Source organism: Arthrobacter sp. UYNi723, from assembly GCF_054057635.1.
Map to the genome: position 1 here is coordinate 124,405 of NZ_JBSRZM010000002.1, position 18,471 is coordinate 142,875.

General features: G+C 61.7%; 29 protein-coding genes. 3 read left to right on the forward strand and 26 right to left on the reverse strand.

Going from position 1 to position 18,471, the window contains the following annotated elements; genetic code table 11:
* Positions 1-102: 102 nt before the first annotated feature.
* From rpsK to ACVWY0_RS02445, 5 genes are all read right to left on the reverse strand, one after another.
* Complete coding sequence (rpsK, locus tag ACVWY0_RS02425; protein ID WP_018769149.1) at positions 103-504, reverse strand: 30S ribosomal protein S11; 402 nt, start codon at positions 502-504, stop codon at positions 103-105.
* Positions 505-555: 51 nt separating this feature from the next.
* Complete coding sequence (gene rpsM / locus ACVWY0_RS02430; RefSeq protein ID WP_028275004.1) at positions 556-930, reverse strand: 30S ribosomal protein S13; 375 nt, start codon at positions 928-930, stop codon at positions 556-558.
* A gap of 175 nt (positions 931-1,105) precedes the next feature.
* The gene (gene rpmJ / locus ACVWY0_RS02435; protein ID WP_009358722.1) at positions 1,106-1,219 is read right to left on the reverse strand and encodes a 50S ribosomal protein L36; all 114 of its coding nucleotides are present in this window, start codon (positions 1,217-1,219) and stop codon (positions 1,106-1,108) included.
* 69 nt (positions 1,220-1,288) lie between these two features.
* On the reverse strand, positions 1,289-1,510 hold the full coding sequence (gene infA / locus ACVWY0_RS02440) for a translation initiation factor IF-1 (RefSeq protein ID WP_009358723.1): 222 nt from the start codon (positions 1,508-1,510) through the stop codon (positions 1,289-1,291).
* A 179-nt stretch (positions 1,511-1,689) separates the two neighbouring features.
* The gene (locus ACVWY0_RS02445) at positions 1,690-2,709 is read right to left on the reverse strand and encodes a P1 family peptidase (protein ID WP_485835285.1); all 1,020 of its coding nucleotides are present in this window, start codon (positions 2,707-2,709) and stop codon (positions 1,690-1,692) included.
* Between the two features lie 201 nt (positions 2,710-2,910).
* On the opposite strand from ACVWY0_RS02445, the gene ACVWY0_RS02450 reads away from it, so the two are divergent.
* The 3 genes from ACVWY0_RS02450 (at position 2,911) to ACVWY0_RS02460 (ending at position 6,262) form a co-directional block, all read left to right on the forward strand.
* Entirely contained in the window at positions 2,911-3,891 is a 981-nt protein-coding gene (locus tag ACVWY0_RS02450) for a carbohydrate ABC transporter permease (protein ID WP_485835286.1), read from the forward strand.
* Complete coding sequence (locus ACVWY0_RS02455) at positions 3,888-4,793, forward strand: carbohydrate ABC transporter permease (protein WP_485835287.1); 906 nt, start codon at positions 3,888-3,890, stop codon at positions 4,791-4,793. The genes ACVWY0_RS02450 and ACVWY0_RS02455 overlap by 4 nt, the downstream gene beginning before the upstream one ends.
* Positions 4,794-4,915: 122 nt before the next feature.
* A complete protein-coding gene (locus ACVWY0_RS02460) occupies positions 4,916-6,262 on the forward strand; it encodes an ABC transporter substrate-binding protein (RefSeq protein ID WP_485835288.1) in 1,347 nt (448 codons plus the stop codon).
* A 118-nt stretch (positions 6,263-6,380) separates the two neighbouring features.
* Here the strand turns inward: ACVWY0_RS02460 and map are convergent, their stop codons facing one another.
* The 21 genes from map to rplD form a co-directional block, all read right to left on the reverse strand.
* Positions 6,381-7,208 (reverse strand): type I methionyl aminopeptidase, encoded by an 828-nt coding sequence (gene map / locus ACVWY0_RS02465; protein ID WP_485835390.1) that lies wholly within the window; start codon positions 7,206-7,208, stop codon positions 6,381-6,383.
* Between the two features lie 72 nt (positions 7,209-7,280).
* A complete protein-coding gene (locus tag ACVWY0_RS02470) occupies positions 7,281-7,850 on the reverse strand; it encodes an adenylate kinase (RefSeq protein WP_485835391.1) in 570 nt (189 codons plus the stop codon).
* 5 nt (positions 7,851-7,855) lie between these two features.
* Positions 7,856-9,166: a preprotein translocase subunit SecY gene (gene secY, locus ACVWY0_RS02475; protein WP_485835289.1), complete on the reverse strand. Its 1,311-nt coding sequence runs from the start codon at positions 9,164-9,166 to the stop codon at positions 7,856-7,858.
* A 219-nt stretch (positions 9,167-9,385) separates the two neighbouring features.
* A complete protein-coding gene (rplO, locus tag ACVWY0_RS02480; RefSeq protein ID WP_426987228.1) occupies positions 9,386-9,868 on the reverse strand; it encodes a 50S ribosomal protein L15 in 483 nt (160 codons plus the stop codon).
* Entirely contained in the window at positions 9,869-10,075 is a 207-nt protein-coding gene (rpmD, locus tag ACVWY0_RS02485; RefSeq protein WP_056344352.1) for a 50S ribosomal protein L30, read from the reverse strand. It lies immediately after the preceding gene.
* Between the two features lie 3 nt (positions 10,076-10,078).
* Complete coding sequence (rpsE, locus tag ACVWY0_RS02490; protein ID WP_160673099.1) at positions 10,079-10,816, reverse strand: 30S ribosomal protein S5; 738 nt, start codon at positions 10,814-10,816, stop codon at positions 10,079-10,081.
* Positions 10,813-11,196, reverse strand: coding sequence for a 50S ribosomal protein L18 (gene rplR, locus ACVWY0_RS02495; RefSeq protein WP_056344358.1), 384 nt, complete (start codon positions 11,194-11,196; stop codon positions 10,813-10,815). The genes rpsE and rplR overlap by 4 nt, the downstream gene beginning before the upstream one ends.
* Positions 11,197-11,198: 2 nt before the next feature.
* Positions 11,199-11,735: a 50S ribosomal protein L6 gene (rplF, locus tag ACVWY0_RS02500; protein WP_056344361.1), complete on the reverse strand. Its 537-nt coding sequence runs from the start codon at positions 11,733-11,735 to the stop codon at positions 11,199-11,201.
* 18 nt (positions 11,736-11,753) lie between these two features.
* Entirely contained in the window at positions 11,754-12,152 is a 399-nt protein-coding gene (gene rpsH / locus ACVWY0_RS02505; RefSeq protein ID WP_056344363.1) for a 30S ribosomal protein S8, read from the reverse strand.
* Positions 12,153-12,230: 78 nt separating this feature from the next.
* Complete coding sequence (gene rplE, locus ACVWY0_RS02510; protein ID WP_056344366.1) at positions 12,231-12,812, reverse strand: 50S ribosomal protein L5; 582 nt, start codon at positions 12,810-12,812, stop codon at positions 12,231-12,233.
* A complete protein-coding gene (gene rplX / locus ACVWY0_RS02515) occupies positions 12,812-13,171 on the reverse strand; it encodes a 50S ribosomal protein L24 (RefSeq protein ID WP_056344369.1) in 360 nt (119 codons plus the stop codon). Before rplX ends, rplE begins: the two co-directional genes overlap by 1 nt.
* A 3-nt stretch (positions 13,172-13,174) precedes the next feature.
* On the reverse strand, positions 13,175-13,543 hold the full coding sequence (rplN, locus tag ACVWY0_RS02520; RefSeq protein ID WP_024366126.1) for a 50S ribosomal protein L14: 369 nt from the start codon (positions 13,541-13,543) through the stop codon (positions 13,175-13,177).
* 537 nt (positions 13,544-14,080) lie between these two features.
* The gene (rpsQ, locus tag ACVWY0_RS02525; RefSeq protein WP_056344371.1) at positions 14,081-14,389 is read right to left on the reverse strand and encodes a 30S ribosomal protein S17; all 309 of its coding nucleotides are present in this window, start codon (positions 14,387-14,389) and stop codon (positions 14,081-14,083) included.
* Positions 14,386-14,715 (reverse strand): 50S ribosomal protein L29, encoded by a 330-nt coding sequence (gene rpmC / locus ACVWY0_RS02530; protein ID WP_252569497.1) that lies wholly within the window; start codon positions 14,713-14,715, stop codon positions 14,386-14,388. The genes rpsQ and rpmC overlap by 4 nt, the downstream gene beginning before the upstream one ends.
* A gap of 2 nt (positions 14,716-14,717) precedes the next feature.
* Positions 14,718-15,134 (reverse strand): 50S ribosomal protein L16, encoded by a 417-nt coding sequence (gene rplP / locus ACVWY0_RS02535; RefSeq protein WP_056344375.1) that lies wholly within the window; start codon positions 15,132-15,134, stop codon positions 14,718-14,720.
* The gene (gene rpsC, locus ACVWY0_RS02540) at positions 15,135-15,977 is read right to left on the reverse strand and encodes a 30S ribosomal protein S3 (protein WP_056344378.1); all 843 of its coding nucleotides are present in this window, start codon (positions 15,975-15,977) and stop codon (positions 15,135-15,137) included.
* A complete protein-coding gene (gene rplV, locus ACVWY0_RS02545) occupies positions 15,978-16,343 on the reverse strand; it encodes a 50S ribosomal protein L22 (protein WP_056344381.1) in 366 nt (121 codons plus the stop codon).
* A gap of 38 nt (positions 16,344-16,381) precedes the next feature.
* Positions 16,382-16,663: a 30S ribosomal protein S19 gene (gene rpsS, locus ACVWY0_RS02550; RefSeq protein WP_056344384.1), complete on the reverse strand. Its 282-nt coding sequence runs from the start codon at positions 16,661-16,663 to the stop codon at positions 16,382-16,384.
* A 12-nt stretch (positions 16,664-16,675) separates the two neighbouring features.
* Positions 16,676-17,515: a 50S ribosomal protein L2 gene (rplB, locus tag ACVWY0_RS02555; protein WP_056344386.1), complete on the reverse strand. Its 840-nt coding sequence runs from the start codon at positions 17,513-17,515 to the stop codon at positions 16,676-16,678.
* 29 nt (positions 17,516-17,544) lie between these two features.
* A complete protein-coding gene (rplW, locus tag ACVWY0_RS02560) occupies positions 17,545-17,850 on the reverse strand; it encodes a 50S ribosomal protein L23 (RefSeq protein ID WP_018773664.1) in 306 nt (101 codons plus the stop codon).
* On the reverse strand, positions 17,847-18,470 hold the full coding sequence (gene rplD / locus ACVWY0_RS02565) for a 50S ribosomal protein L4 (protein WP_056344389.1): 624 nt from the start codon (positions 18,468-18,470) through the stop codon (positions 17,847-17,849). Before rplD ends, rplW begins: the two co-directional genes overlap by 4 nt.
* Position 18,471: the final 1 nt, after the last annotated feature.

The window sequence follows — 18,471 nt, forward strand, 5'->3', positions numbered from 1 at the left end:
ATGACGCAACACAGGTGGTGGAAATTCGGTCTGAAGACTTAACGCGGCTGGGCTTGCCCGGACCATTGACGGTCCGGGCAAGCTCAAGCTGCTGGAAAAGCCTTAGACGCGGCGGCGCTTCGGCGGACGGCAGCCGTTGTGCGCTGCGGGGGTGACGTCCTGGATGGAGCCAACCTCCAGGCCAGCGGCCTGCAGCGAGCGGATTGCGGTTTCGCGGCCTGAACCGGGTCCCTTGACGAAAACGTCAACCTTGCGCATGCCGTGCTCCTGCGCACGCTTGGCAGCAGCTTCGGCAGCCATCTGGGCTGCGAACGGGGTGGACTTGCGTGAGCCCTTGAAGCCAACCTCACCTGAGGAAGCCCAAGAGATAACAGCGCCGTTCGGGTCCGTGATGGACACGATGGTGTTGTTAAAAGTGCTCTTGATGTGCGCCTGGCCCAGCGCGATATTCTTTTTGTCCTTCTTACGCGGCTTGCGAACCGCGCCACGAGTCTTCGGGGGCATTTTTTCTCCTACAGAAAGTTATTGGGGGAAGACGAGTCAATCCCGAGGGATTTAACGAGCCTTCTTCTTGCCTGCAACGGTGCGCTTCGGACCCTTACGGGTACGTGCGTTCGTCTTCGTACGCTGTCCGCGCACTGGCAGGCCCTTGCGGTGGCGAATACCTTCGTAGCTGCCGATTTCAACCTTGCGGCGGATATCAGCTGCTACTTCGCGGCGAAGGTCACCCTCAACCTTGTAGTTGCCTTCAATGTAGTCACGAAGCTCTACCAGCTGGGCATCGGTGAGGTCCTTTACGCGGACGTCAGCGCTGATGCCAGTGGCAGCCAGGGTTTCGTGTGCACGGGTCTTGCCCACGCCGTAGATGTAAGTAAGCGCAATTTCCAACCGCTTTTCGCGGGGAATGTCTACGCCAGCGAGACGAGCCATATTGGCAGTACTCCTTGAATAAACCGGAGGTCGTAGGCAGTACACCCGCACGTTCTGTGCGGCCCCAGCCTCCGACCGGGGGTTAGCTGTCCGGGCCCATACGTCCCAATTCAGCTTGTGCTGCCTTTATTTACTTGCGTGGGTTAGCAACCCAGGATTTCCCTCGGGAGGGAAATTAGCCCTGGCGCTGCTTGTGGCGCGGGTTCTCGCAGATCACCATGACCCGGCCATTACGGCGGATCACTTTGCACTTTTCGCAGATCTGCTTGACGCTCGGCTTGACCTTCATGGCATTCCTTTGCGTGTGGCAGTTGGTCAACTGGAGCAGCCGTCAGCTCATGCTGAGGCCGCCCAGAATTTACTTGTAGCGGTAGACGATACGACCCCGAGTGAGGTCATAAGGGCTCAGTTCCACCACTACCCGGTCCTCAGGGAGAATCCTGATGTAGTGCTGGCGCATCTTGCCTGAGATGTGCGCGAGTACGATGTGCTTGTTGGTCAGCTCAACGCGAAACATCGCGTTAGGCAGCGCCTCAGTCACAACGCCTTCGATCTCAATGACCCCGTCCTTCTTGGCCATACCCTCCGCTAACTGTTGTTGCCGCAGCCCTGCCGGATTGCACCGGACATGACCACGAACGTTTTTGTTGGATCGGTTATCGCCTCCGGCCCCAAACAGGGCACAGCTGGGCAGACAACCAACAAACCACTTTACTGTAAGTGGGTAGAAAGTCCAAACCAAAAATGAAAGTACACACCCTACCCGGTAATTGAGCTTGCCGAAATCCCATCGAGGATCGCCAAGCGTACGACGTCGGCTGCCGCACTCTGCAGGGTAATGAGACTCACCTGCCGGGCAGTATCACTACTCCGGTCCAGTGCCACGGCACCAGTCGCAAGGCAAAAGACAGTATCCCCGTCCGCCAACGTGTGCGACGGATTGAGCGCGCGAGCCAGCCCAGCATGTGCAGCAGAAGCAGTCCGAGAACACTCGGCGGGGTCCAAGACAGCATTAGTAGCAACAACAACCAGCGTCGTATTCAAAGCAGGCGGCGAACCATCCCGGACGGCAGGTTCCGGAACCCGGAAGCGCGCGTCTAAGGTGGGCCCACGCGAGCCGGGTTCCCTGGCCGAGCTTGCGAGGTTAGGGAGCTCGTGGGGCGGAACGACCGAGCGCGCGGAGGGTTGCGGCTCCTGCCGCCCGTCCGAGACCGGAAAGCCAAGGGCGTTGACCACGGCAAGCGCCCCCACGACCACGCCGTTCTCGAGCGTGACGGAAGCCGTCCCCACTCCCCCTTTGAACTGTCCGCGTCCGATCATCGCTCCGGTGCCGGCACCCACACTGCCGCGTCCGACGTCGTGCCCGTCCTTTTCGGCAGCAGCGGCGACGGTGGCCGCGTACCCCATGTCCGCCGTCGGGCGCGCTGAAAAGTCGCCTCCCCGGCCCAGATCGAAGATGGCGGCGGCGGGAACGATGGGCACCACTCCCCCGGTGACGGCGAAGCCCCGGCCGTTCTCTTCGCACCAGCGCTGTGCACCGTGGGCCGAGACGAGACCGTAGGCGCTGCCGCCGGTGAGGACCACGGCGTCCACCGTGGACACCAGCGTGGTGGGATCCAGCGCGTCAGTCTCATGCGTGCCCGGGCCACCGCCACGGACGTCCACCGACCCGACAGTGCCCCGCGGCGGCAGCACCACGGTGACTCCCGTCAGCCAGCCGTCGCCGGACTTCTGCTCATGGCCAACCCTGATCCCAGGCACATCTGTGATTGCTCCCATGGCTCCATTCTGCCCTGCGTTCACCGGCAGACTGTGGGCTCGCTCACCCGGGAAGCCAAACGTTCCGTGAACGGGTTCCTAAGCCTGGGACAACAATTCGCTGGGTGGCCGCATCTGGTCCGGTCCGGCTCCCACGATGTGATGGAGTGATCTCACATCCGTTCCACAGCCCTGCTGCCGCAGGCTTTCCGATTGAGATCCATGACACCACAGCTCACCGCCAAGCCGGGCAGTTCCCCGGCGCAGTCGGCCACCGTCAGAGCAAAGGACCAGGCCGGCGCCCTGCCCCGGAAGCGCAATCGCTGGTCGCGCCGGAAACGCCAGGACTTCTTCGTCTTTCTCGCGCTGGCCCTGCCGAACCTGCTGCTCATCGCGGTCTTCACCTACGTCCCGCTGTTCAACAACCTCTACTACTCCACGCTGAACTGGACGCTCGGCTCCGCGTCGGCCACCGTCGTCGGGCTGGAAAACTACGTCACGTTCTTCACCAGCGCGGACGCCGGCCGGGTCCTTGGCACCACCGCCGTATTCACTGCCGCAACCGTGGGCGGCTCCATGGTGCTGGGCCTGCTGGTGGCACTGGCCCTGAACTCGAAAGTCCGCGGCACCACCTTTGCCCGGTCGGCCGTCTTCGCACCGTATGTGCTGTCCGGGGTTGGCGTTGGCCTCGTGTGGCTGTTCATCTTTGATCCCGGCTACGGCGTGCTGGCCTGGATCCTGCGGGGCCTTGGACAGCAGAGCCCGCAATGGATCAACGATCCGGAGCTCTCCCTGGTGATGGTCATCATCGTGTACGTCTGGAAGAACCTGGGCTACTGCGCCGTGGTGTTCCTCGCCGGGCTGCAGTCCCTGCCGCAGGACGTGATGGAGGCGGCGTCGCTGGATGGGGCCAGCAGTTTCCGGCGCTTCGTCAGCATGTCGCTGCCGCTGCTCTCCCCCACTACCTTCTTCCTGCTGATCACCACCATGCTCAGCTCCCTCCAGGCCTTCGACCTCATCCGGATCATGACGCCCCTGGGCAGCGGCACCAGCACCCTCATCTACGAGGCGTACCTCCAAGCCTTCGGTGCCTACAACCGCGCCGGCTATTCCGCCGCCATCTCGGTGGTCCTGTTTGTCATCCTGCTGGTCATCACAGTGCTGCAGCTGCGGTTCGTCGAAAAGAAGGTGCACTACTCGTGAGCGCTCCCGCCGCCCTCCATTCAGCCTCTTCAACGCCCGACGCCGTCCCTCCCCTCGAGCGGCCGTTCTCCCGCGCCAACCTGGTCAGGACAGTCGCTGCCGGGTATGCGCCGCTGGCTGTCGCCGTCCTGGTGGTGTTCCTGCCGCTGCTGTGGATGGTGCTGAGCTCGTTCAAACAGCCCGGCGAAATCGTCACACTGGATCTGCAGGTGCTCCCGGCAGCCCTGGACCCGGAGAACTATCGGGTGGCCATGACCACGGTCCCGTTCGGTCAGTTCTTCCTGAACAGCACCATCGTCACCGTGGTGGGCGGCGGCATCAAAGTGATCCTTGCCCTGCTGACCGCCTATGCCCTGGTGTTCGTGCGCTTTCCGTTCAAGAACCTGATCTTCGTCCTGATCCTTGTGGCCCTGATGGTTCCCGCGCAGGTGTCCATCCTGCCGAACTACATCCTGATCGCCGGAATGGGTGGGAAGAACACCCTGTGGGGCATCATCCTGCCTGGCCTGGGCACTGCCTTCGGCACGTTCCTGCTGCGCCAGCACTTCCTCACCCTGCCCGGTTCCATCCTGGAATCCGCAGAGATCGACGGCGCCGGCCACTGGCGGCGGCTCTGGCAGATCGTGGTTCCGGTCTCCGTTCCGTCCATCGCCACGGTTGCCCTGGTCACCGTAGTGAGCGAATGGAACGAATACATCTGGCCGCTGATCATTACGGACAAACCCGAAAGCATGACGCTGCCTGTCGGGCTGACACTCCTACAGAACTCCGAGAGCAACGGCGCAGGTTGGGGAATCATGATGGCCGGCGCCGTCCTCGTGATCGTCCCCATCCTGGTCATCTTCGCCATGCTCCAGCGCTACATCGTCGCGGGCCTGACCCAGGGCAGCGTGACGGGCTAACCTCCGGCGAGCACCGCCGTCGGGTATTGCCCGAGCACCGCCGTCGGGCATTGCCGTAGGCCACCCAAACCATCCATCCACCGCGTCCAGCACTACCGAGGCCCACAACGAAAGGCAGCACCATGTCCTTTACCCTTGATCGACGGTTCTTCCTCACCCTGGCAGGCGCCGGGGCAGGCGCAGCAGCTCTTTCCGCCTGCGGCGGCCCGTCAACAACACCCGGAGCCGCGGTGACTACCGTTGCCGATATCGACTTCAGCGGCGTCAAGCCGGCCGCATCCGTCGACTTCTGGTCCAACCACCCGGGCAAGTCACAGGACGTGGAAAAGAGCATCATCGAGAAGTTCCACGCCAAGTACCCGGACATCAAGGTGAACCTGGTGACGGCCGGCGCCAACTACGAGGAAATCGCCCAGAAGTTTCAGACAGCTCAGGCCGCCAAGTCAGGCCTGCCGTCCCTTGTGGTCCTCTCCGACGTCTGGTGGTTCCGCTACTACCTGAACGAGAGCATCATCCCGCTCGACTCCCTGGTCAAGCAGCTGGACGTCAAGCTGGACGACTTCCGCACCTCACTGGTGGACGACTACAAGTACGACGGCAAGCAGTGGGCACTCCCCTACGGCCGGTCCACGCCCCTGTTCTACTACAACAAGGACCACTTCGCCGCAGCCGGCCTGCCGGACCGCGCCCCCGCCACCTGGCAGGAATTCGCCGGCTGGGCCCCCAAGCTCAAGGCAGCCTCCGGTGCCCAGTACGCCTTTATGCACCCCGCCCTGGCCGGCTACGCGGGCTGGACCCTGCAGAACAATCTGTGGGGCGAAGGCGGCGGCTGGTCCAAGGAATGGGACATCACCTGTGATTCAGCCGAGTCCGTGGCGGCACTGCAGGCGGCCCAGGATTCCGTATACAAGGACGCCTGGGCTGGTGTCTCCTCCAAGGAATCCGCCGACGACTTTGCCGCCGGCCTCGCCTCGGCCACTCTGTCCTCGACGGGATCGCTGATCGGCATCCTGAAGTCCGCCAAGTTCAACGTGGGCGTCGGCTTCCTGCCGGGCGGCTCAAAGGTCACCTCAGGTGTGTGCCCCACCGGCGGCGCCGGCCTGGGCATCCCCAGCGGTGTCACCAAGGAAGAGCAGCTGGCAGCAGCCATGTTCCTGCAGTTCATGACCGAGCCGGAGAACACTGCCGCATTCTCGGCCGCGACCGGCTACATGCCCACGCGCACGTCCGCCGACATGACCGCCGTTCTGGCCAAGACGCCGCAGATCAAGATCGCCATGGACCAGCTGGCCGTGACCAAGGTCCAGGACAACGCCCGCGCGTTCCTGCCGGGAGCCGACCAGGAGATGGCCAAGGCTGCCGCCAAGATCCTGACCCAGGAGGGCGACGTGAAGGCCACCATGACCGAGCTGAAGGCGACCCTCGAGGGCATCTACACCAGGGACGTCAAGCCCAAGCTCAAGGCCTGACGCTCCCCACCACCTGCGACACGCAAAATCCCTGCCGCTACCGGTATTCAGGTAGCGACAGGGATTTTGCGCGTCGGCAGCGTTTTGGCGCCTCGGCAGCGTTTTGGCGCCTCGAAAGCTACGGGATCGGGACCGGTACGACGCCGAGCGGCACCAGGTGCTCCGCTCCACCGTCGGGGGCTGAGAGTACCCAGATCCCCTTTTCGTGGACGGCAACCGAGTGCTCCCATTGGCAGGAGCGCTTGCCGTCGGTGGTCACCACTGTCCAGTCGTCCTCCAGCACGGCGGTGTCGATGCTGCCGCGGACCAGCATGGGCTCGATGGCCAGGCACAGTCCGGGCTTGATCTTGGGACCGCGGTGGCTGGTGCGGTAGTTCAGGACATCCGGGGCCATGTGCATCTCGGAGCCGATGCCGTGGCCCACGTAGTCCTCCAGGATGCCAAGCGGTTTGCCCGGCACGGAGGAGACGTAGTCGTCGATGGCTGCGCCGATGTCGCCCACGTGGCTTCCTGTGGCCAGGGCGGCGATGCCGCGCCACATCGCGGCCTGGGTGACGTCGGAGAGCCGCTGGTCCTCGGGGTCAACCTCGCCCACAATTACGGTCCGTGCAGAGTCGGAATGCCAGCCGTCGACTATCGCTCCGCCGTCGATCGAGACGATGTCGCCGTCGTTGAGGACCTTGCCGCCGGGGATGCCGTGCACCACTTCCTCGTTCACGGAGGTGCAGATGGTGGCGGGGAAGCCGTGGTAGCCGAGGAAGTTCGACTTGGCGCCGGCCTCATTGAGCACCGCGGCGAAGACGTCGTCCAGCTGCTTGGTGGTGACCCCGGGAGCGGCTGCGGCCACTGCCGCGTCCAACGCACGGCTCAGCACCAGCCCGGCGTCGTGCATGATGCGCATCTGGGCGTTGGTCTTGTATTCGATACGGGGCTGGCCGAAGGCCATGGTGTGTCCTCTCAATGGCTGAGGCTCCTCCCGGATGCCGGGAGGAGCCTCGGAAAAGCATGTTGCGGGGGCTTAGGCGGCCTGGGCTGCCTTGATGGCCTGCATAACGCGGTCGGTGACCTCGTCGATGCCGCCGATGCCGTCAACCTGGGTCAGGATGCCGCGTTCGGCATATTTGGCCACAACGGCCTCGGTCTGCTCGTGGTACAGGTCAAGGCGGTGGCGGATCACGGCTTCGTTGTCGTCGCTCCGGCCGGTTTCCTTGGCACGGCCCAACAGGCGGGAGACGAGTTCCTCGTCGTCGGCTGTGAGCTGCAGGACGACGTCGAGCTTTTCTTCGCTGTTCGCGAGGATCCCGTCAAGGTAGTCCACCTGCGCCGTGGTGCGCGGGTAGCCGTCCAGGAGGAAGCCGTTTTCGACGTCGTCCTCGCTGAGGCGGTCGCGCACCATCTTGTTGGTGACGCTGTCCGGAACGAAGTCCCCGGCGTCCATGTACGTCTTGGCCTCGATGCCAAGGGGCGTTTCGCCTTTTACGTTGGCGCGGAAGATATCACCGGTGGAAATCGCCACGACGCCGAGGCGCTCGGAAATGCGTTCCGCTTGCGTTCCTTTTCCGGAACCGGGGGGTCCAATAATCAACATTTTCGTCATCGCAAAAGCCCTTCGTAGTGACGTTGCTGTAGCTGCGCATCTATTTGCTTGACGGTTTCAAGGCCAACGCCCACCATGATCAGGATCGAGGTGCCACCGAACGGGAAGTTCTGGTTCGCGTTGATCAGTACCAGCGCCACCAGCGGAATCAGTGCCACGAAGCCCAAGTACAGGGCGCCGGGCAGCGTGATCCGGGAGAGCACGTACTGCAGGTAGTCCGCGGTCGGTTTTCCGGCACGGATACCCGGGATGAAACCGCCGTACTTCTTCATGTTGTCCGAGACCTCTTCAGGGTTGAAGGTGATCGCGACGTAGAAGTAGGTGAAGAACACGATCATGGCGAAGTACAGCGCCATGTAGATCGGGTGGTCTCCTCGGGTCAGGTTGTTGTTGATCCACTCAACCCACGGCGCGAGCGCCTCGCCCGCTTTGGGCTGGTTGAACTGTGAGATGAGTCCCGGCAGGTAGAGCATGGACGATGCGAAGATCACGGGGATCACGCCTGCCATGTTCACCTTGATGGGGATGTAGGTGCTGGTGCCGCCGACGGTCCGGCGGCCGATCATCCGCTTGGCATACTGCACCGGGACGCGGCGCTGGGACTGCTCCACGAAGACCACCAGGGCAACCGTAACCAGGCCGATCACCAGGACCATAAAGAACGTACCCGGGCCCTGTGAGCTCCAGATGGCGCCCAGGGACGTGGGGAAGGTCGCCGCGATGGACGTGAAGATGAGCAGCGACATGCCGTTGCCCACACCCTTTTCGGTGACGAGCTCGCCCATCCACATGATGAGCCCGGTGCCTGCGGTCAGCGTGATGATCAGCAGGATCGTGGTGATGATGCTGTTGTCAGGAATGATCGGCAGCGCACAGCCCGGAAGCAACTGGCCTGAACGTGCCAGCGACACCAGCGTCGTGGCGTTCAGCAGGCCCAGGGCAATGGTGAGGTACCGCGTGTACTGCGTGAGCTTGGACTGCCCGGAGGCACCCTCTTCATACAGCTCCTGGAACCGGGGAATGACCACCCGGAGCAGCTGCACGATGATGCTGGCCGTGATGTACGGCATGATGCCCAGCGCGAAGATGGACACCTGAAGCAAGGCACCGCCGCTGAACAGGTTGACGAGCTGATAGAGCCCGCCTGCGGTCTGACCGTTCTGCAAGCATTGCTGGACATTCTGGTAGTTCACACCAGGCGAGGGGATGAATGCACCCAAGCGGAAGATTGTGATGATTGCCAGCGTGAACAACAACTTGCGTCGCAGATCAGGCGTGCGAAAGGCCCGGCCAAATGCGCTAAGCAAGCGTCCTCCTGTGTTGTTTATAAGCGTGGTGTGATGGGGGACAATAATCCCAACAACCGAGTCTAACGGGTGGATCGGCCATGCGAATAATCCGCGAACCCGCGCTTGCGGCGAACGGGCGGAAATAGTCGGCGGGCGGATGCGAAAAAACTCCCGGCGTGCAGGGCCCTGGGGGCCTTGCACACCGGGAGTTCACAACGGGCGTTCGCCCACCGTCTACTAGAGAGCGGTGGTGCTTCCGCCTGCTGCTGCAATCTTTTCTGCGGCGCTGGCCGAGAATGCGTGGACGGTGACATCAACCTTGACGGTGATGTCGCCGGTGCCAAGCACCTTGACGGGCTGGTTCTTGCGAACGGCACCCTTTTCGACCAGGTTCTCCACGGTGACTGCGCCACCTTCCGGGAACAGCTCGTTGAGCTTGTCCAGGTTTACAACCTGGAACTCAACCCGGAACGGGTTCTTGAAGCCGCGCAGCTTCGGCAGGCGCATGTGCAGCGGCAGCTGGCCGCCGGCAAAGCCAGCCTTGATCTGGTAGCGGGCCTTCGTACCCTTGGTACCACGACCAGCGGTCTTACCCTTGGAACCTTCACCACGACCAACGCGGGTCTTGGCGGTCTTGGCACCCGGGGCGGGACGCAGGTGGTGAACCTTCAGTGTGTTCTGCTTCTCAGCAGTCTCTGCGGCGATCTTTTTCTCTGCCATTTACTTCGCCTCCTCTACCTTTACCAGGTGCGGAACCGTGTTGAGCATTCCAACAGTCACGGCGTCGGCGGTGCGGACAACGGTGTGTCCGATCCGCTTCAGGCCGAGGGACCGAAGGGTGTCGCGCTGGTTCTGCTTGCCGCCAATGGCGGACTTGATCTGAGTGATCTCCAACTGCAGGTCGGAGGGAATCAGGTTCTTAGCCATGGCTTAGACACCCGCCTTCTGGTTCAGGATTGCCTTCACCATTGCCGGCGGAGCAACCTCGTCCAGCGGCAGGCCGCGGCGTGCTGCCACTGCTGCCGGCTCTTCGAGCTGCTTCAGCGCAGCAACCGTCGCGTGAACGATGTTGATGGCGTTGGAGGAACCCAGCGACTTGGAGAGGATGTCGTGGATGCCCACGCACTCCAAGATGGCGCGGACCGGACCACCGGCAATAACACCGGTACCGGCGGAGGCCGGACGCAGCATTACGACGCCTGCAGCGGCCTCACCCTGAACGCGGTGCGGGATGGTGTTGCCAATGCGGGGAACGCGGAAGAAGGACTTCTTGGCCTCTTCAACGCCCTTCGCGATAGCGGCAGGAACTTCCTTAGCCTTGCCGTAGCCCACGCCGACCATGCCGTTACCGTCACCAACGACGACCAGAGCGGTGAAGCTGAAGCGACGACCACCCTTGACCACCTTGGAAACGCGGTTGATGGTAACAACGCGTTCAATGAACTGGCTCTTCTCGGCTTCACGGCCGCCGTCACGGCCACCACGGCCGCCACGGCCGCCTTCGCGACCGCCCTGGCCCTTGTCGCCACGCTCGCCACGACGAGCGCCACCACGGCGGTCATCGGCAGCAGCTGCGGGCGCAGTGGTCTCAGTGGCCGGAGCAGCTACTGCTTCAGTCGCCTTCTGATCTGCAGACACAGTGTCCTTTTCCTTGTTTGCTTCCGTCACAGTGACAGCCCACCTTCACGTGCACCGTCAGCGACGGCGGCGATCCGGCCGTGGTACTTGTTACCACCGCGGTCGAAGACAACAGCTTCGATACCGGCAGCCTTGGCACGAGCGGCAACGAGCTCGCCAACGCGCTTGGCCTTGGCGGTCTTGTCGCCTTCGAATGCACGAAGGTCAGCTTCCAGCGTGGAGGCGCTTGCTACGGTCAGGCCCTTGGTGTCATCGACAACCTGGACGAATACGTGGCGTGCGGAGCGGTTGACGACCAGACGAGGACGTACAGCCGTGCCGGAGATGCGCTTGCGGATACGAAGCTGGCGGCGGCTGCGCGAAGCAGACTTGCTCTTGTTCGTACGCTTCTTGTTAATTGAGATGGCCATGGTTACTTACCAGCCTTTCCGACCTTGCGGCGGATGACTTCGCCTGCGTAGCGAATGCCCTTGCCCTTGTAGGGGTCCGGCTTCCGCAGCTTGCGAATGTTGGCAGCAACCTCGCCGACCTGCTGCTTGTTGATACCTGAAACAGAGAGCTTGGTCGGGGTCTCAACTGCAAAGGTGATGCCGTCCGGTGCGGTGACATTTACCGGGTGGCTGTAGCCGAGAGCGAACTCAAGGTCAGATCCCTTGGCCTGAACGCGGTAACCAGTACCAACGATTTCAAGCTTCTTCTCGTAGCCCTTGGTAACGCCCTCGATCATGTTGGAGATCAGGGTGCGGGTCAGGCCGTGGAGTGAACGGGAGGCGCGCTCGTCGTTCGGGCGGGCGACAGTCAGGGTCTCTGCTTCCAGGGAAACCTCGATCGGGCTGGCCACAGTGTGGTTCAGCTCGCCTTTGGCACCCTTGACGCTGACGACAGAGCCGTCAACCTTGACCTCAACGCCGGCAGGAACGGTGATGGGGAGACGTCCAATACGTGACATTATTCTCTTCCTTTCCCGTTACCAGACGTAGGCGAGGACTTCGCCGCCCACGCCCTTCTTGCCGGCTTGCTTATCAGTCAAGAGGCCGGAAGAGGTGGACAGGATTGCGACACCCAGGCCACCGAGCACGTGCGGGAGGTTGGTGGACTTTGCGTAAACACGCAGGCCCGGCTTGGAAATACGGCGAACGCCAGCGATTGAACGCTCGCGGTTCGGTCCGAACTTAAGGTCGAGGGTCAGCTTCTTGCCAACCTCTGCGTCTTCTTCTTTCCAGGAGGCGATGTAACCTTCAGCCTTCAGGATGTCGGCAACGCGTGCCTTGAGCTTGCTGTACGGCATGGACACGGAATCGTGGTACGCCGAGTTTGCATTGCGCAGACGCGTAAGCATGTCTGCGACCGGATCAGTCATTGTCATTTGGGCTCTTGCCCTTCCTCATAACGGTTTCCTCGCTGCTGCATGAAGCATCAGCGAAGGACCTGTTACGTAGTTAGATTAGTCTTCGGCCTTGAACGGGAAACCAAGCGCCTTGAGCAGCGCGCGGCCTTCGTCATCGGTCTTGGCGGTGGTTACAACCGTGATGTCCATGCCGCGTACGCGGTCAATGGAATCCTGGTCGATTTCGTGGAACATAACCTGTTCGGTCAGACCGAAGGTGTAGTTGCCGTTGCCGTCGAACTGCTTGCCACTGAGGCCGCGGAAGTCGCGGATACGGGGCAGAGCCAGCGTGACCAGACGATCCAGGAATTCCCACATGCGGTCTCCACGCAGAGTTGCGTGTGCACCGATGGGCATGCCTTCGCGCAGCTTGAACTGTGCGATCGACTTGCGGGCCTTGGTTACCTGCGGCTTCTGGCCGGTGATCAGGGTCAGATCGCGGACAGCGCCGTCGATCAGCTTGGAGTCCTTGGCGGCATCTCCAACACCCATGTTCACAACGACCTTCACCAGGCGGGGAACCTGGTTAACGTTGCTGTACTTGAATTCCTCAACGAGCGTGCTCTTGATGGAATCGGCGTACTTGGTCTTCAGACGAGGAACGATCTTCGCTGCCGGAGTCTCGAGAGTCTCAGTCATTAGATGTCCTTCCCGGAGCTCTTGGCCACGCGGACACGCACGTCGCGCTTCACGCCATTGCGCTCCACGGTCTCGGTACGGAAACCAACGCGGGTGGGCTTCTTGGTGGACGGGTCAACCAGAGCCACGTTGGAGATGTGGACCGAAGCTTCTACGACCTCGATGCCACCAGTCTTGGTGCCGCGCTGCGACTGACCGGCCTTGGTGTGCTTGGTTACGCGGTTAATGCCTTCGACCAACACGCGGTTGGTCTCCGGGAATACGCGCAGAACCTTGCCCTGCTTGCCTTTGTCGCCGCCGCGCTCAGCCTTGGCGCCAGTGATGACCTGAACGAGGTCACCCTTTTTGATCTTAGCCATGGACTAGAGCACCTCCGGAGCCAGAGAAACGATCTTCATGAACTTCTTGTCACGAAGTTCACGACCAACCGGTCCGAAGATACGGGTACCGCGGGGGTCACCGTCAGCCTTCAGGATCACAGCTGCGTTCTCATCAAACTTGATATAGGAACCATCCGCACGGCGGCGTTCCTTCTTGGTACGGACGATGACTGCCTTAACAACATCGCCCTTCTTTACGTTGCCGCCCGGAATTGCATCCTTGACGGTAGCGACGATGACGTCGCCAATGCCTGCGTAGCGACGGCCAGATCCACCGAGAACGCGAATGGTAAGGATTTCCTTAGCACCCGTGTTGTCGGCGACCTTGAGTCGCGACTCCTGCTGAATCACTATTTACTCCTTGCGTCGCGCCGGTTCTCAGACCGAAAATCTTCCTACGGAATGAGCCTTGCGGAACGGTTGATCGGGGTGTCTCTTGACCTGCCTGGATTTTGCCAGACCAGGCCTAAACGCCGGTGCCAAAAACATTTGCTTCCCAGGCGGATCCGGACAGGTCCGAAGCACGAGGGGGCACTATGCCGTGGCACGATTGTTTACGAGGTTGATAACGGCGCACAGAGGGCGCCATACAAACTCAATATCCTAGCACAGTTGGGGGGCATCTCCCATATCACACGGCGGCAGCCACAGCACAACCGCCGCCCTCCAGAGCCGGCAACGCACGACGGCGTCACGCACGGCACGCTTTCGGCCCACCGGCGGTGCCACTCCCCCGGAAACCCGGCCTCCCGCCGTCGGCCGTCCCCCAAAAACCTGCTCCGAGTGACACACCCAGCCAGCCCACCCGCCACCAAATGCGGAAAACCCCCGCTCCCAAAAAGGGAACGGGGGTTTCCGGTGCAGTACCTGCAAGCAGGCTGCGGGGTGTTACTTGGCCTTTTCGAGGATCTCGACCAGACGCCACCGCTTGGTAGCGGACAGCGGGCGGGTCTCGGCGAGGAGAACGAGGTCGCCGATGCCGGCGCTGTTCTCTTCGTCGTGAGCCTTGATCTTCGTGTTGCGGCGGATGACTTTGCCGTACAAAGCGTGCTTTACGCGGTCTTCTACCTGGACAACGATGGTCTTTTCCATCTTGTCCGAGACTACGTAGCCACGCTTCGTCTTACGGTCACCGCGTTCGCCAGCCGTAGCTGCTGCGGAAACAGTTTCCGTCACGTTCTCGTCCTTTTCACTCACTTGGCATCCTCCTCGGCCTCAACCGTTTCAGCCGTTTCGGCCTTCTTGGTTGCAGCCTTCTTGGACTTCTTCTCTTCCTTGGCTTCCACAACCGGTGCGGCAACCTCGGCACGAATGCCCAGCTCGCGCTCACGGAGAACGGTGTAGATGCGTGCGATGTCCTTCTTTACCGCGCGCAGACGACCGTGGTTCTCCAGCTGACCGGTGGCGGACTGGAAACGCAGGTTGAACAGCTCTTCCTTAGCCTTCCGGAGCTCTTCAACGAGGCGCTCGTTGTCGAACGTGTCCAACTGTGCGGATGCAAGTTCCTTGGATCCTACTGACATTTCTATTCACCACCTTCGCGACGCAAAATGCGTGCCTTCAACGGGAGCTTGTGGATTGCCAGGCGCAGGGCCTCGCGAGCTACCGATTCCTCGACGCCGGAGATCTCAAAGAGAACCCGGCCCGGCTTGACGTTTGAGACCCACCATTCCGGCGAACCCTTGCCGGAACCCATGCGGGTTTCGGCAGGCTTCTTGGTGATCGGACGGTCCGGGTAAATGTTGATCCAGACCTTACCGCCACGCTTGATGTGGCGGGTCATCGCGATACGGGCAGACTCGATCTGACGGTTGGTGACGTATGCCGGGCTCAGTGCCTGGATACCCCACTCACCGAAGGAGACCTTGGTGCCGCCCGTAGCAGCGCCGGAACGACCCGGGTGGTGCTGCTTACGGTGCTTGACTCGACGTGGGATAAGCATTTAAGCCTGTCCTCCTTCTACTGCAGCAGGTGCAGCCTCAACTGCCGGAGCTTCGGCAGCCGGAGCTGCCTCTGCTGCCGGACGGTCGGTACGACGGCGGCGGTCACCACGGTCAGCGCCGCCGGCGCCACCCGGGCGGCCCGGACGGTCGCTGGGACCGCGGCCACGGGACGGAGCAGCAGCTGCCTGCTGAGCCAGTTCCTTCGCGGTGACGTCACCCTTGTAGATCCAGACCTTCACGCCGATGCGGCCGAAGGTGGTCTTGGCCTCGTAGAAGCCGTAATCGATGTTCGCACGGAGGGTGTGCAGGGGCACACGGCCTTCGCGGTAGAACTCCGAGCGGGACATTTCTGCGCCACCCAGTCGACCGGAGCAGGCGATACGGATGCCCTTGGCACCTGCACGCTGAGCGGACTGCATGGCCTTCTTCATCGCACGGCGGAAAGCCACGCGGGAAGTCAGCTGCTCAGCAACGCCCTGGGCAACAAGCTGTGCTTCCATCTCGGGGTTCTTGACCTCAAGGATGTTCAGCTGGACCTGCTTGCCCGTCAGCTTCTCAAGCTCGCCGCGGATGCGGTCTGCTTCAGCGCCGCGGCGGCCGATAACGATGCCGGGACGTGCCGTGTGGATATCCACGCGGACACGGTCACGGGTGCGCTCGATCTCAACCTTGGCGATACCGGCGCGCTCCATGCCAACTGACATGAGCTGGCGGATACGGATGTCTTCGCGAACGAAGTCCTTGTACCGCTGTCCGGGCTTGGTGCTGTCAGCGAACCAGTGCGATACGTGATCGGTGGTGATGCCGAGTCGGAACCCGTGCGGGTTAACTTTCTGTCCCACTTAGCGAGCCTCCTCTTTCTCAGGTGTAGCGACTACCACAGTGATGTGGCTGGTGCGCTTCTTGATCTGAAATGCACGACCCTGAGCACGCGGCTGGAACCGCTTCATGGTCGGGCCTTCATCAACGAACATTTCGCTGATGATGAGGTCGCTTTCGTCAAACGAAACACCGTCGCGGTCCGCGAGGGACCGGGCGTTTGCGATTGCCGACTGTACTACCTTGAATACCGGCTCCGAAGCTGCCTGGGGGGCAAACTTCAGAATTGCCAGAGCCTCATTCGCTTGCTTACCACGAACAAGGTTGACGACGCGCCGGGCCTTCATAGGCGTTACGCGGATGTGACGCGCAATTGCCTTGGCTTCCATTGCTTTCCTTCTCTCGTCTTTGACGTAAGTGCAGGCGCCTAGCGGCGCTTGCCCTTACGGTCGTCCTTGACATGGCCGCGGAATGTCCGCGTGGGAGCGAATTCGCCGAGCTTGTGCCCGACCATCGACTCAGTGACAAACACCGGAATGTGCTTGCGTCCGTCGTGTACGGCGATCGTGTGCCCAAGCATGTTGGGGATGATCATCGAACGGCGGGACCAGGTCTTGATGACGTTCTTGGTGCCCTTTTCGTTTTCCCTGTCCACCTTTACAAAGAGGTGCTGGTCAACGAAAGGACCTTTTTTCAGGCTGCGTGGCATGTGTCCAGGCTCCTATCGCTTGTTCTTGCCAGTACGACGGCGACGAACAATAAGCTTGTCGCTCTCTTTGTTGGGACGCCGGGTGCGGCCTTCCCGCTTACCGTTCGGGTTGACGGGGTGACGTCCACCGGACGTCTTACCCTCGCCACCACCGTGCGGGTGGTCAACCGGGTTCATCGCGACACCACGGACGGTCGGGCGAACGCCCTTCCAGCGCATGCGGCCGGCCTTACCCCAGTTGATGTTCGACTGCTCGGCGTTGCCGACCTCGCCGACGGTTGCGCGGCAGCGCACGTCAACGTTGCGGATTTCGCCGGAAGGCAGACGCAGCTGGGCGAAGCGGCCTTCCTTGGCAACAAGCTGGATCGATGCGCCGGCGGAGCGGCCCATCTTGGCGCCGCCACCCGGACGCAGTTCAACTGCGTGGATTACGGTACCAACCGGGATGTTGAGCAGCGGCAGGTTGTTACCGGGTTTGATGTCAGCACCGGAACCTGCCTCTACGACGTCACCCTGGGAGAGCTTGTTCGGGGCGATGATGTAACGCTTGGTGCCATCAACGTAGTGCAGGAGGGCGATGCGAGCCGTACGGTTCGGATCGTACTCGATTTCGGCAACGCGGGCGTTGACGCCGTCTTTGTCGTGGCGACGGAAGTCGATCAGACGGTACTGGCGCTTGTGGCCACCACCCTTGTGACGGGTCGTGATCTTACCGGAGTTGTTACGGCCGCCCTTTTTGGGCAGCGGACGTACCAACGACTTTTCCGGCGTCGACCGCGTGATTTCGGTGAAGTCCGCTACGCTCGAGCCACGACGGCCCGGGGTAGTCGGCTTGTACTTACGGATTCCCATAATTTATTTCCTCGTTAAAGTGGTCTCCGCTACGAGAGCGGACCGCCGAAGATGTCGATGGTGCCTTCTTTGAGGCTCACAATTGCACGCTTGGTGTTCTTGCGGGTACCCCATCCGAATTTGGTGCGCTTGCGCTTACCGGCACGGTTGATGGTGTTGATCGATTCGACCTTGACGGAGAAAATCTTCTCCACGGCCAGCTTGATCTCGGTCTTGTTCGAGCGGGGGTCCACCAGGAAGGTGTACTTGCCCTCATCGATCAGGCCGTAGCTTTTTTCCGATACGACGGGTGCAAGCACGACGTCGCGCGGGTCTTTGATGGTGGCTGCACTCACTTGGCATCCTCCTCGTTCTTTGCTACTGCCCGGTCAGCAACGAATGCTTCGTAGGCAGCCTTGGTGAAGACAACGTCGTCAGAGACGAGTACGTCGTAGGTGTTCAGCTGGTCTGCGTACAGAACGTGAACACCGGCGAGGTTGCGCACGGAAAGTGCTGCAACATCGTTGGCGCGCTCGATGACAACCAGCAGGTTCTTGCGCTCGGAAACTCCGCGCAGCGTTGCCAGTGCGTTCTTGACGGACGGCTTGGTGCCCTCCACCAGTTCAGCAACAACGTGGATGCGTCCGTTGCGTGCCCGGTCAGAGAGTGCGCCGCGCAGTGCAGCAGCAATCATCTTCTTGGGGGTGCGCTGGCTGTAGTCACGCGGTGTGGGACCGTGGACTACGCCACCACCGGTCATGTGAGGAGCACGGATTGAACCCTGACGGGCGCGGCCGGTGCCCTTCTGCTTGAACGGCTTGCGACCTGCACCGGAAACTTCGGCGCGGGTCTTGGTTTTGTGGGTACCCTGGCGAGCAGCAGCGAGCTGGGCTACGACGACCTGGTGCAGCAGCGGCACGTTGGTCTGAACGTCGAAGATCTCTGCAGGCAGGTCAACCTTGACAGTGCTAGTCATT

Bases quoted from the DNA above. Each gene is read 5' to 3' on its own strand.
- rpmJ (WP_009358722.1), bottom strand. From the start codon at position 1,219: ATGAAGGTCAAGCCGAGCGTCAAGCAGATCTGCGAAAAGTGCAAAGTG.
- ACVWY0_RS02470 (WP_485835391.1), bottom strand. From the start codon at position 7,850: ATGTTGATTATTGGACCCCCCGGTTCCGGAAAAGGAACGCAAGCGGAA.
- infA (WP_009358723.1), bottom strand. From the start codon at position 1,510: ATGGCCAAGAAGGACGGGGTCATTGAGATCGAAGGCGTTGTGACTGAG.
- rplO (WP_426987228.1), bottom strand. From the start codon at position 9,868: ATGGCAGAGAAAAAGATCGCCGCAGAGACTGCTGAGAAGCAGAACACA.
- rpsH (WP_056344363.1), bottom strand. From the start codon at position 12,152: ATGACAATGACTGATCCGGTCGCAGACATGCTTACGCGTCTGCGCAAT.
- ACVWY0_RS02445 (WP_485835285.1), bottom strand. From the start codon at position 2,709: ATGGGAGCAATCACAGATGTGCCTGGGATCAGGGTTGGCCATGAGCAG.
- rpmD (WP_056344352.1), bottom strand. From the start codon at position 10,075: ATGGCTAAGAACCTGATTCCCTCCGACCTGCAGTTGGAGATCACTCAG.
- rpsM (WP_028275004.1), bottom strand. From the start codon at position 930: ATGGCTCGTCTCGCTGGCGTAGACATTCCCCGCGAAAAGCGGTTGGAA.
- rplB (WP_056344386.1), bottom strand. From the start codon at position 17,515: ATGGGAATCCGTAAGTACAAGCCGACTACCCCGGGCCGTCGTGGCTCG.
- rpsS (WP_056344384.1), bottom strand. From the start codon at position 16,663: ATGCCACGCAGCCTGAAAAAAGGTCCTTTCGTTGACCAGCACCTCTTT.
- rplF (WP_056344361.1), bottom strand. From the start codon at position 11,735: ATGTCACGTATTGGACGTCTCCCCATCACCGTTCCTGCCGGCGTTGAG.
- map (WP_485835390.1), bottom strand. From the start codon at position 7,208: ATGGCCTTCGGCCAGCCCCGTATCGAATACAAGACCAACGCCCAGATG.
- ACVWY0_RS02460 (WP_485835288.1), top strand. From the start codon at position 4,916: ATGTCCTTTACCCTTGATCGACGGTTCTTCCTCACCCTGGCAGGCGCC.
- rplX (WP_056344369.1), bottom strand. From the start codon at position 13,171: ATGGCTAAGATCAAAAAGGGTGACCTCGTTCAGGTCATCACTGGCGCC.
- rplP (WP_056344375.1), bottom strand. From the start codon at position 15,134: ATGCTTATCCCACGTCGAGTCAAGCACCGTAAGCAGCACCACCCGGGT.
- rpmC (WP_252569497.1), bottom strand. From the start codon at position 14,715: ATGTCAGTAGGATCCAAGGAACTTGCATCCGCACAGTTGGACACGTTC.
- rpsK (WP_018769149.1), bottom strand. From the start codon at position 504: ATGCCCCCGAAGACTCGTGGCGCGGTTCGCAAGCCGCGTAAGAAGGAC.
- rplR (WP_056344358.1), bottom strand. From the start codon at position 11,196: ATGGCCATCTCAATTAACAAGAAGCGTACGAACAAGAGCAAGTCTGCT.
- rplD (WP_056344389.1), bottom strand. From the start codon at position 18,470: ATGACTAGCACTGTCAAGGTTGACCTGCCTGCAGAGATCTTCGACGTT.
- rplV (WP_056344381.1), bottom strand. From the start codon at position 16,343: ATGGAAGCCAAGGCAATTGCGCGTCACATCCGCGTAACGCCTATGAAG.
- rplE (WP_056344366.1), bottom strand. From the start codon at position 12,812: ATGACTGAGACTCTCGAGACTCCGGCAGCGAAGATCGTTCCTCGTCTG.
- ACVWY0_RS02450 (WP_485835286.1), top strand. From the start codon at position 2,911: ATGACACCACAGCTCACCGCCAAGCCGGGCAGTTCCCCGGCGCAGTCG.